10 protein-coding genes are annotated in these 10,639 nt (G+C 47.5%); 3 read left to right on the top strand and 7 right to left on the bottom strand.

Annotated elements, in window-relative coordinates; all coding sequences use genetic code 11:
* Positions 1-51 precede the first annotated feature (51 nt).
* The 4 genes from NC997_RS20270 to NC997_RS20285 form a co-directional block, all read right to left on the bottom strand.
* Positions 52-591, bottom strand: a complete 540-nt coding sequence (locus NC997_RS20270; protein WP_190434800.1) for a hypothetical protein — start codon at positions 589-591, stop codon at positions 52-54.
* Positions 592-838: 247 nt separating this feature from the next.
* Positions 839-1,549: a pentapeptide repeat-containing protein gene (locus NC997_RS20275; RefSeq protein WP_190434909.1), complete on the bottom strand. Its 711-nt coding sequence runs from the start codon at positions 1,547-1,549 to the stop codon at positions 839-841.
* 184 nt (positions 1,550-1,733) lie between these two features.
* Positions 1,734-1,922, bottom strand: coding sequence for a hypothetical protein (locus tag NC997_RS20280; protein WP_190416070.1), 189 nt, complete (start codon positions 1,920-1,922; stop codon positions 1,734-1,736).
* A 254-nt stretch (positions 1,923-2,176) separates the two neighbouring features.
* On the bottom strand, positions 2,177-2,827 hold the full coding sequence (locus tag NC997_RS20285) for a CAP domain-containing protein (RefSeq protein ID WP_242031267.1): 651 nt from the start codon (positions 2,825-2,827) through the stop codon (positions 2,177-2,179).
* A 252-nt stretch (positions 2,828-3,079) separates the two neighbouring features.
* Between NC997_RS20285 and NC997_RS20290 the strand changes: the two genes are divergently transcribed.
* From NC997_RS20290 to NC997_RS20300, 3 genes are all read left to right on the top strand, one after another.
* On the top strand, positions 3,080-5,833 hold the full coding sequence (locus tag NC997_RS20290) for a cation-transporting P-type ATPase (RefSeq protein ID WP_190525416.1): 2,754 nt from the start codon (positions 3,080-3,082) through the stop codon (positions 5,831-5,833).
* A 176-nt stretch (positions 5,834-6,009) separates the two neighbouring features.
* On the top strand, positions 6,010-6,240 hold the full coding sequence (locus tag NC997_RS20295; RefSeq protein WP_190416072.1) for a hypothetical protein: 231 nt from the start codon (positions 6,010-6,012) through the stop codon (positions 6,238-6,240).
* Between the two features lie 168 nt (positions 6,241-6,408).
* Positions 6,409-6,711 carry an RNA-binding protein gene (locus tag NC997_RS20300; protein ID WP_190416073.1) on the top strand — a complete coding sequence of 101 codons (303 nt, stop codon included), beginning with the start codon at positions 6,409-6,411 and terminating at the stop codon, positions 6,709-6,711.
* Positions 6,712-6,814: 103 nt separating this feature from the next.
* Here the strand turns inward: NC997_RS20300 and NC997_RS20305 are convergent, their stop codons facing one another.
* The 3 genes from NC997_RS20305 to NC997_RS20315 all read right to left on the bottom strand — a co-directional run bounded on the left by NC997_RS20305 (position 6,815) and on the right by NC997_RS20315 (position 10,594).
* Positions 6,815-7,252 carry a hypothetical protein gene (locus NC997_RS20305; RefSeq protein WP_190416074.1) on the bottom strand — a complete coding sequence of 146 codons (438 nt, stop codon included), beginning with the start codon at positions 7,250-7,252 and terminating at the stop codon, positions 6,815-6,817.
* 554 nt (positions 7,253-7,806) lie between these two features.
* The gene (locus NC997_RS20310) at positions 7,807-9,021 is read right to left on the bottom strand and encodes a DUF790 family protein (protein ID WP_190525417.1); all 1,215 of its coding nucleotides are present in this window, start codon (positions 9,019-9,021) and stop codon (positions 7,807-7,809) included.
* Positions 9,022-9,052: 31 nt separating this feature from the next.
* Positions 9,053-10,594 (bottom strand): DEAD/DEAH box helicase family protein, encoded by a 1,542-nt coding sequence (locus NC997_RS20315; protein ID WP_190434814.1) that lies wholly within the window; start codon positions 10,592-10,594, stop codon positions 9,053-9,055.
* Positions 10,595-10,639: the final 45 nt, after the last annotated feature.

Below are 10,639 nucleotides of genomic sequence, written 5' to 3' on the forward strand. Positions count from 1 at the left end.
CCGCCAAGCTTTTTCGTTCTGCCCACTCTATCGTATTGTTAGCCCTCTTCGCTAATAACCAAACAGGAATAGCCCTCGAACATTTGTGTAGTTTTCTTCAAGATCGAAGAACGGCCTAAGCCTTCGATTAACAGTCTCAAACTCGCGTCGAACTGTTGCAGATTCCTTCTGACGAAGTTCTTGTGGTACGAGTAAGAATAGATAATGAGCATGTTCGCAGATATGGCATTTCCAAAAGTCGAGAATATCCATATTATTCATGGTTGTCTTGCCCCGTTCAACTTCTAGCAAAATGCCTGTGTTAAGTGTTTCACCTAAGGATAAGTAGTAGTCAGGCCGTAAACCTGCGGTTAAATAATTATTGAATAATCCTCGTGCCTCACTACGAAAGCCAAGCTTTTTAGTAGCGAACTCATTAAAGGTACTTTGTACCTTAGCACTACTTGCACCTGGTTGGTTGGCATTTTCTATTGCTTGTTGTACCTCATTCAAATTAAGATACATCAACAACTTTTCTGCAATTTCTACCACGTGCTGCTGTTCTTTGGCCGCCACGGTTTTTTGTACATGTTGCTTGAGTACGACTGACATGAACTACTCCAATGATGGACGCTGAACAAAACATATATAGAAGTTAGGTTTTTAACACACAAGGCAGGTAAGGTTAAAGGGCACTAGCAGAAATGGCTAACTATAGCCCCTGCAAACCAGGCTACAAAACGAAGAATATGGAACGACTTAAACCAAAGCTATGCCATAAAGTTCTATGAACACTTGTGAAATAACCAGTCTAGCCATTAACTTCACTGCTCTCTCCGCGTGAGGGGTTAGTAACCCCTCACTGTACCGATCCATCGGGCATGATTGCTCCCTGCAACTCTGCATCCGTCAGCACAGCGCCTGTCAAATCAGCATCTCTCAAATTTGCCTTGTGTAAAATTGCTCCTGTGAGATCGGCATAACTCAAGTCAGCTCCTCGCAAGTTGGCTGCGCTCAAATCGGTTGATTTCATTCCTTGTTGTGGCGTTCGATTTAAATGAGCGCGGCAAAGCTTTGCACCATTTAGATTTGCCCTATATAAAACAGCTCCACTTAAATTGGCGTAGCATAGGTCTGCATCGCTTAAAATCGCATGACTCAGATCCGTCGCTTGGTCGGACGTAGGACGCAAATTGGCGTCAAACAAATTGGCACGAAATAATCTGGCGCGGACTAAATTCGCACCTCCTAAGGTTGCTTTACTCAAGTTCGCTCGCTCCAGATTGGCGTAACTCAGCTCGGCACCACTCAAGTCTGCCTCTCGTAGAATGGCTCGCTCCAAATCAGCTTCGCTCAAATCAGTTCCGCACAAGAGCGCTTCGCTGAGGTCTGCCTCCCGGAAGCTGGCTCGGCTAAAGTCCGTTTTACCCAATCGCGCTTGCCGTAAATCTGCCTGATTGAAGTTCACACCATGAAAGTGAGCATTCTGCAAATCAACCTCTCGCAGGTTGACCCTTTGAAAGCTTCGTTTGCCTTCGGCATACCGATTCAGGATCTCTTCAATAGTCATCTCTGTTGCCTTTAAGTGTTGCAACTGTAGGGGGTTCTCTTGAAAAGAGGTTCGCTCAGCCATCACCGTTCAAGCTAGGTATTATTCCCCAGTCTCATTATAGAAACGCAGTTTGAGGAACTTGTCAGGAAATACGAGCGCTAAAAGAGATCCCGCCACAGGCAGGTACGCACCCGATTCGATCTCAACACGTTCCGGTTAACTCCGCCATCACCTCAGCGACAGACATAATTCGGTCTGCGCGTCCGGCGTATGCTCCGAAAAAGATTAAGCCGTTCTCTATATCTCTATCCGCTGCCTTGGCGAGTGCCTGAATGATGCAATAGGTTTTTCGGCTAACCCGACACAGGCAGCTTTCTAAACACTTAGCCATGCATTGTCGTTCTAAATCTGGGAATGCAGCGGCAGCGATGCCTCTTCTAATTGATGGATGGCAGCCAATGCTGATGGTGTAAGAAATGTCATCGGATAGTCACCAAAACGTCACATTCGCTGACTAGGCTGATAGTAAGAACTGCAAAGTTCTACTCCTCACACCATAAAATACAGCCCTCTCGTTCAACAGCAAGAGGGCTTTTTCTTTAATGACAGCAGTTCCAGATCGTCGTCAAGCAATTGTCATCACAATTACTTGAATAAATCTTTGGGTGAAAATTGCGATCGCAAGAATAACTGCGTAATGTAACAAGTGTTTCCTTGCCGCCAAACTCCGATACCCGTCTCGGCGTATTCGGCTTGCAAAATATTTGCACGATGTCCGGGACTATTCATCCATCCCTCAACAGCTAACGGTACGGGTTGGGGAGCATTCACACTTTTAAACAAATTCTCCCCAACCATCCAGTAGGAGATTCCCCCCGCACGAACCCGTTTAGTCAAAGTGCTGCCATCTGGACTATCGTGGCTGAAGAAGTTCTCACGAGCCATCTTCTGACTGTAATTGCGAGCAACCCGTGCTAATTTTTCGTTGTTTTGAAGTGGATTTAAGCCATTCTTTTGGCGGACTTCATTGATCCGCTGACGGACAGAAGCTTCCATCTGGGCACTGGTGGGGGATTGAGCGGCGCTGTTAGGCAATTTCGGCGCTTCGGGTACATCCTGTCCAGGCAATTGCCGCAATAACTCTGCGGCAGGTTCGCACCCTACCAATCCTAGAGCCATCGGTATCCAGAATATCCAAGCTATCCTTGGTCGTCGCTGACGCCTGATGGTTGCCTTTAAATTTTGCGCGGGTATGCTTCTGCTGGTTGCTGTTTTAGTTTGTTGAATTTGAATCAATCGAAAAATCCTTTTGTGATTCATCGCTGCTGGCATCAGCCATCATGTTGAGCTAGTATTCTCAGCTTAGCGAGAACCGAGATGGCTGTGCTGGACGACAATCGGCACATTCGACTTTGTTTGCGATCGCTGTCACTTTCTAGTCACATTTGTTACTAACACTAAAGAAAACAGAATCTATGCAAGAAACTCATACTTTTTGGTTTTTTGTCTGCAACAGATAGACTTCTTGCCTCTAGAGGAGCCAACAAAATGACAGCAACAGCGAAAGAGAAATCAGTGGGAAATCAGTGGCATCATCTACCTGTGGGAGAAGTTGCTCAGAATTTAGACAGCAACATAGAAACAGGTTTGACATCTGCTGAAGTAACAAAGCGACAGGAACGTTTTGGAGCGAACGAACTCAAGGGTAAAGCCGGAAAAAGTCCCTTAGTGCGATTTCTCCAGCAATTTAATCAACCGCTCCTGTATATTTTGTTAATTGCTGGTGCAGTCAAGGCATTTCTAGGGGAATGGGTGAATGCGTGGGTAATTTGGGGCGTGACGCTAATTAACGCCATTATCGGATTTGTCCAAGAATCAAAAGCCGAAAGCGCGATCGCTGCCTTAGCTTCTTCTGTCCAAACAGATGCAAATGTACTGCGCGAGGGTCAAAAAGTACAAGTTCCTTCGACTGAGTTAGTACCGGGCGATCTCGTACTCCTCACTTCTGGAGACAAAGTACCTGCCGATTTGCGACTGGTGAAGGTGCGTAACTTGCAAGTGAACGAATCTGCACTCACCGGCGAGTCGGTTGCAGTACAAAAAGAGGCGGAAACAGAAGCCCCGCTTTTGCACCTAGACGCACCCTTGGCGGAGCGAACCAATATGGCTTATGCTGGCAGCTTCGTGACATTTGGTACTGCCAGGGGCGTTGTCGTCGCAATTGGGGAGGCGACTGAAACCGGGCGAATCTCCCAGTTAATGGATCGGGGAAGCAGCCTGATAACCCCCTTAACTCGCAAATTTGACAAATTCAGTCGAAAATTGCTGTACGTCATTCTAGGAGTCGCCGCGCTAACGTTTGCCGTGGGCTGGGGGTACGGCAATTCCTGGGTAAAAATGTTTGAAGCTGCCGTAGCCTTGGCAGTGAGTGCGATTCCCGAAGGATTACCTGCCGTTGTGACGGTGACGCTGGCGATTGGCGTTTCCCGCATGGCTCGTCGTCATGCTATTGTCCGCAAGTTGCCAGCCGTTGAAACTCTGGGTGGTGCCACAGTCATTTGTTCTGACAAAACCGGCACCTTGACTGAAAACCAGATGACGGTACAAGCCATTTATGCCGGAGGTCAGCACTATACAGCCAGCGGTAGCGGCTACAATCCGGCAGGGGAAATCCTGTTAGAAGAAAAACCGATTAACCTGAACAATTTCCCCGTTCTTCTAGAGTGTTTAAAAGCCGGATTGTTATGCAATGACTCCCGCCTTGAAGTCAAGGACGAGCAATGGGTTGTGATTGGCGATCCGACAGAGGGAGCTTTAATTGCTGTTGCCAATAAAGTGGGATTAAAGCAGTCAAACTTAGAGCGAGAAATGCCTAGGTTGGATGTTATTCCGTTTGAGTCTGAATTTCAGTACATGGCAACGTTGCATGAAGGTAAAAGCGATGGGGACGGGCGGGGAAACCCCGGTACGACGATTTACGTGAAGGGTTCGGTGGAGGCAATTCTCCAGCGCTGTCAGCAGATGCTAGATGCTGATGGGAGTTTGATCCCTGTGGATGGAGAAACGGTGCATCGGGAAGTCGATGCAATGGCAGAACAAGGGCTACGGGTGTTGGCCTTGGCGAAGAAGCCCGTGTCAGCCGAGCAACAATCAGTAGATCATGGTGATATTGCAAAGAATCTGATTTTCATCGGATTGCAGGGGATGATCGATCCGCCGCGAAAAGAAGCGATCGCTGCCGTGCAAGCCTGTCAAGAAGCGGGGATTCAAGTCAAGATGATTACGGGCGATCATGCTGTCACCGCAGCAGCGATCGCTTCTCGCATGGAATTGAAAAAGCATGGGGAAGTTCTGGCATTCACCGGACAAGATCTTGCTCAAATGAATGAACAAGAACTGGCGACAGCGGTAGAAGATGGAGTCGTGTTTGCCCGTGTCGCACCGGAACAAAAACTCCGTCTTGTCGAAGCTTTACAACTTAAAGGCGAAGTTGTCGCGATGACGGGGGATGGGGTTAACGATGCGCCTGCACTCAAGCAAGCAGATATTGGGATTGCAATGGGAGGTGCGGGTACTGAGGTAGCAAAAGAAGCCGCCGATATGATTTTGACCGATGATAACTTTGCCTCGATAGAAGCGGCTGTTGAGGAAGGTCGTACCGTTTACCGAAATCTCCTGAAAGCGATCGCCTTCATTCTCCCCGTTAATGGTGGCGAATCGATGACGATTTTGATTAGCGTGTTACTCGCTAGAGAATTGCCCATCTTATCTTTACAAGTTCTCTGGCTAAATATGGTTAATTCCATTGCAATGACCGTCCCCTTAGCCTTTGAGCCTAAATCTCAGCAGGTGATGCAACAGCCTCCACGCAACCCGAATGAACCCTTGCTTTCTGGCAGTCTGTTAAAGCGGATCTTAGTAATTTCTGCTTTTAACTGGATTGTAATTTTTGGCGTATTTGAATGGATGAAACAAACAACCGGGAATATTGATTTAGCCCGCACAATGGCAATCCAGGCTTTAGTGGTCGGGAGAATCTTTTATCTTTTAAGCATTAGCCACTTTGGAAATGCTGTCATCGCCAAAATTCGTGGCATCGGACGCATTCGCAATTCCCCAGCCCTGGCAATTGGGATTGCCTGCACTGTGCTTTTGCAAGTAATCTTCAGTCAGTGGAGCCTAATGAATGGCTTATTCTCCACAACACCACTGAACTTAAATCAATGGCTCATTTGCCTGTTGGTGGGGTTGCCAATGATTGCAGTAGCCGCCTTCGTCAATCGCTTTGATCCACAACACTAATCCCATTTTAGATTTTGAGTTGTAGAAGGCTTGCGGTTATCGCATCTGTTGTCAGTAGCTATCCGATTCTGGCTGCAAGGCTGAAGACATGGCTTGTTGTTTAAGCGCGTAGACCCGTCCAAATTCTGTGCTTCTGGTTGCTGATTCCAAACAACCCAAACTTACTTACAGTTTCTATGCAGCTTAACGTCTTCTTGAAGATACATTTTGTCAGCACTCAGCGCTTTGGATTTCACTGGAAAATAGGGCTGTCAGGATGGAGTCTCCTCGCCCATGCGGGTACTGACTCTTTTGATGCGATCGCGCACCGTTATCCTCGGTTAAGTGGAGAGAAGGGGAGAGAACTGCCGATCCAAGTATGCGAGCGCCTTTTGCCCCTACATCATCCTCAATATTGCGTTTTGTAATACTTTTATGGCTCTTTTCCAGATCAAATTCTAAAATGCTATCATCTCAAATGAGAGTTGATTCGGTTGCAAGGTTTTGTTTTTATTGACTGGCTTTTTCGTCTTGGTCTTAACAGACTCCTCTCCGAAATCTAAATCTCCACGTTCCTATGATTTTGGAGTCGATCTATGTCTATTTATGTAGGTAATTTGTCCTACGACGTTACCGAAGCCGATTTAACCGGCGTTTTTGCAGAATATGGTTCTGTAAAGCGGGTTCAGCTACCCACTGACCGCGAAACAGGTCGTCCGCGCGGCTTTGGTTTTGTGGAAATGTCTACCGAGGCTGAAGAAACAGCTGCCATTGAAGCCCTGGATGGTGCTGAATGGATGGGTCGTGACATGAAAGTGAATAAAGCCAAGCCCCGCGAAGACAGAAGTTCGTCCGATGGTGGCGGTCGCAGAAACAACAGTTTCTCTCGTCGCTACTAAAACATAAAGAAGAAGCCCCCATTTCTGGGGGCTTTTTTATTGGTCGCTGGAGTGCGATCGCGCTCCCTTCGCGCCCCCTTCGCACTCCAGACAGGTGGAGAGTTTAAGGTCTGGGGGGATTACCACACTGCGGGCTAGGATTATTTAAACATAGCCAAATTCCTGGCATGAGGTCGGTGTTGTTGTTGTTCATAGTACTTGTGGTTGAAGGACTAGCTGCGGGGCTAGCTTCAGGACTGGCTTCAGGACTAGCTTCAGGACTGGCTTCAGGGCTAGCTTCGGGACTGGCTTCGGGACTGGCTTCAGGACTGGCTTCGGGACTATCTTCGGGACTATCTTCGGGGCTGGCTGGCGCATCTTGAGCGAATAACTCTTGGCTACTCACAGTTAAATCAGCTTGCTCGGAGCCACTACCAGCATTGGAGTGATTATTAGGACTATTAATTAGTGCAGTAGCTGGAAAACTCAGCAAAATTCCAGCACTCACAACCAACATCATGCCAACTCGCGTTTTAATTTGAGTTTTAAGATCTTTATTCATCGGTATCTACTTGGTTTCTCCTAAAATCGGGATGCACTTGATTAAAACTCATTCCTCTGTAATCGTCTTCCTACTTCCGATAGAAGTAGAAGTAAAGTATACTCAATGCTTAAGTAGTGGGCACTCCTTAATAAGATTTGACGAGAGCTAAACCACCAAAATTAGTATTTGTTGTTTTTTTTGCTGCTAAAGTCAAGCTAAAATTATTATTTTTCAAGGAGCAGTATTGGGGCAGTCCCTACGTTAAAAAAATTCTTTTTCGAGAGTTGGTATCGCGGTTCTCGCTAAGTATGCGCTCCACATTGAACCTCAAACCCACTCGGCTTTCGGAGAGAAGCCGGAGGGGGGTTAAACTGTACTGCTCCAAACGAAAATTGCTATATAGTTTTCTATGCAAGTAGGGAATCGGAAAGTTACGTAGAAGCGAGAAAATATTTAAAAGTAGATTAACTGGATTTCGGTAGCGTTGATAACAAATTGCCAAAACAAATTGCCAAAGTGAGCTGTCATGATGAGCAGAGCGACGAATGCACTCTTCTGAAAGCAAGTAGAGATTAATCCATTGCCGCTAGCACCGCCTTGGGTGCTAATTTATCTTTAAACCAAACAATTCTTGCCGGTACATCGTTCAATTTAACACCGGCTTTCTCCAAATTTAGCCGCTCAGAAATCGCTAAAATTAAGTTCTCGCATTCAGCGCGACGCACCTGGGAAAACTTCTTTTGCAAGTATTCGGGACGCCAGTAGCCGACAATTTCGAGTAAGAACGTGCGACCATCAGGATGCACTAAGCGAAAGTCAGGAATCATGACACTGCCTGGAATGGGGATAAGGTCAACTTCTCTTTCTAATACCCATTCACTTTTCAGCGCGTCCCAGCGGTCGGCAAAAGACGCCTCTAACATACTGTCATAAGGCTTGCCAGGTGGATAGTGGGACACCAAACCACATTCAGAATTCAGCGTAAAGCGTCCGGTTTTCCAGTTGCCAGTGAAGGCATCGCGGTTTTGCAGCGTGGCGCTGAGACTCCATTTAGTGACGTGGAGTAAAGCTGGGAGGAGTTTAGCGATCGCTAACCCATAGCGCGTACTCGGCTTAAATAAACTGGTAGGGCCATCCACTGTTATCGTGAAGCCATGATCCGCATCGCCTTCAATATATGCCATCAATTGAAATAATTTGAGATAGCGGAATAACAGCTTATATTCGCCCGGAACGTTGCGGTGAGCATTCAGGGTAATTTGACTCGCACGATAGAAGACACCCTGCACCTGGGATAAATTGTAGCGGTGCAACAAATTTTCGGGCGTGGGAGTGTCAAACTGAGTGAGAATGCGATTCTCGGCTAAATCGGCGTAAAGTCCCATGCGAATTTGACTTTCCAGCACTTCTCGATCGAGTTCCTGGCTGAGTTTGTCAGCTAATAAGCTTAGTGTCTGCGCCGACGCTTGGGGACTGGGAACAGATTGAGCCGCCAGCGCAAAGACTCGTTCCCGCAATTCTTGCGGTTCCAAGGGACTGACGATTTCAAACGTACACAAACTGCTTTTGAGAATGTGGGCAAGTCCTCGCTTTAGGCGATAATCTGGACTGTCTCCTTCTAACTCCAGCAACTGGCGATCGAGTTCTCCCTGCGTACAACCAAGCGCTTCCTGAAAACAGGTAATCAGATCGGATGCAATCTCTAGATGCTTATCATCTATATTTAAGCGTTTTGGGACTATTGTTTCGCCATTTTGACGGTGGATTAAAAGGTCGGTAGGTAACATTTGGATTTAGATAATTGCTAATTGCTAATTGCTAATCGCTAATGGGTGGTTCATCCTCCTCTCCCCATTTTGCCGGTGACTCCGCTGCTCGCTTAGCGACATTAGAATTTACCCCATAAATCGGTTTCGACGGCAAAATCTCCAATTGTTTACCTTTCTTCTCCTCTCTTTCTTCGCGTTCTCTGCGCCTTGGCGGTTCGTTTTTCTTATCTCCCCGCCGCCGCTGGGACGTACCTTCCTCACTCGTATTTTCCGCCACCACCTCATAGAGAATGGCACGTTTATTTTTATCCTGACTTTTTCGCAAAACCCGTCCCATCCGCTGAATAAACTCACGCTGGGAACCCGTGCCCGATAAGATAATTGCCACACTAGCGGCGGGGACATCCACCCCTTCATTCAGGACGTGGGAAGCGATCAGAGTTTTGTATTCTCCCTCCCGAAACCGAGTTAATATCTCGTGGCGTTCCTTCACCGGCGTTTGATGGGTAATCGCTGGGATTAAGAAATCCTGGGAAATGCGATAAACGGTCGCGTTATCAGCCGTAAAAATCAAAATTCGTTCTGGGTGGTGTTCAGCAATCAAATTGGCGAGAATTCGCAGTTTGCCGTCTGTACCCAAGGCGATATCTTTGGCTTCCCGGTGGGCTAGCATCGCCCGGCGTCCCGCTGGCGAACCAGCACTTCTCATCACAAACTGCTGCCAACCTTGTATGCTACCCAGAGAAATATTGGACTCTCGCAAAAAGTTGTTGCGGAGTTGAATTAACTCGTTATAGCGATCGCGCTCTAGTTGCGATAACTTGACTTTAATCTGCACGATCTCATGCTCAGCGAGTGCCGAACCCGAAAGTTCCTCTGCCGTTTTGCGGTAAACTTCGGAACCAATGAGAAGATTTAGATCGGCGTGTTTGCCGTCAGAACGCTCCGGAGTCGCACTCAGTCCCAGTCGGTAGGGCGCGATCGCATATTCGGCAATCACCCGATTAAAATCAGTCGGTAAGTGGTGACACTCATCAAACACGAGCATGGCATAGCGATTGCCCAAGTTTTCGGCATGAATTGCCGCACTGTCGTAAGTGGCAACCAGAATTGCTGTTCTATCCCGCGAACCCCCTCCCAGCAACCCCACCTCTGCATCCGGAAAAGCTGCCGTCAAGTGGGCATACCACTGGTGCATCAAATCCAGTGTCGGCACCACAATTAACGTACTGCGCGGCGTCGCCTGCATCGCCAGTTGAGCCAGATACGTCTTCCCAGCCGCCGTAGGCAGCACCACTACTCCCTGACGTCCCGCTTGCTTCCAAGCCATCAGCGCCTCAGTTTGATGCGGGTAGGGTTCCATTTCCATGCTGGCGACGAGTTCCAGCGCTTGAAAACCCTTCGCCTCATCGATAAAATTTGTTTCTTCCGCTTGTAGTGCTTCTACCAGTTGACGATAGTGCATCGCTGGAATGCGGAACTTTTCCACGCGATCGTCCCAAGTCGCATATTCCACCCAAGCTTTGCCCCTAGGAGGCGGATGCAATATTAAAGTGCCACGATCAAAAGATAAAGTAGGGCTACGAGCCATTATTTTTTTAAATTCTTAATCCCCCGATAATTTTAGGAGACTTAA

It is taken from the genome of Trichocoleus sp. DQ-A2, from assembly GCF_039961915.1.
GTDB lineage: Bacteria > Cyanobacteriota > Cyanobacteriia > Cyanobacteriales > FACHB-T130 > FACHB-T130.

What these genes read in the sequence shown, in the direction of transcription:
- NC997_RS20270 (WP_190434800.1), bottom strand. Translation starts at nt 591, where the DNA reads ATGTCAGTCGTACTCAAGCAACATGTACAAAAAACCGTGGCGGCCAAA.
- NC997_RS20275 (WP_190434909.1), bottom strand. Translation starts at nt 1,549, where the DNA reads ATGACTATTGAAGAGATCCTGAATCGGTATGCCGAAGGCAAACGAAGC.
- NC997_RS20280 (WP_190416070.1), bottom strand. Translation starts at nt 1,922, where the DNA reads ATGGCTAAGTGTTTAGAAAGCTGCCTGTGTCGGGTTAGCCGAAAAACC.
- NC997_RS20290 (WP_190525416.1), top strand. Translation starts at nt 3,080, where the DNA reads ATGACAGCAACAGCGAAAGAGAAATCAGTGGGAAATCAGTGGCATCAT.
- NC997_RS20295 (WP_190416072.1), top strand. Translation starts at nt 6,010, where the DNA reads ATGCAGCTTAACGTCTTCTTGAAGATACATTTTGTCAGCACTCAGCGC.
- NC997_RS20300 (WP_190416073.1), top strand. Translation starts at nt 6,409, where the DNA reads ATGTCTATTTATGTAGGTAATTTGTCCTACGACGTTACCGAAGCCGAT.
- NC997_RS20305 (WP_190416074.1), bottom strand. Translation starts at nt 7,252, where the DNA reads ATGAATAAAGATCTTAAAACTCAAATTAAAACGCGAGTTGGCATGATG.
- NC997_RS20310 (WP_190525417.1), bottom strand. Translation starts at nt 9,021, where the DNA reads ATGTTACCTACCGACCTTTTAATCCACCGTCAAAATGGCGAAACAATA.
- NC997_RS20315 (WP_190434814.1), bottom strand. Translation starts at nt 10,594, where the DNA reads ATGGCTCGTAGCCCTACTTTATCTTTTGATCGTGGCACTTTAATATTG.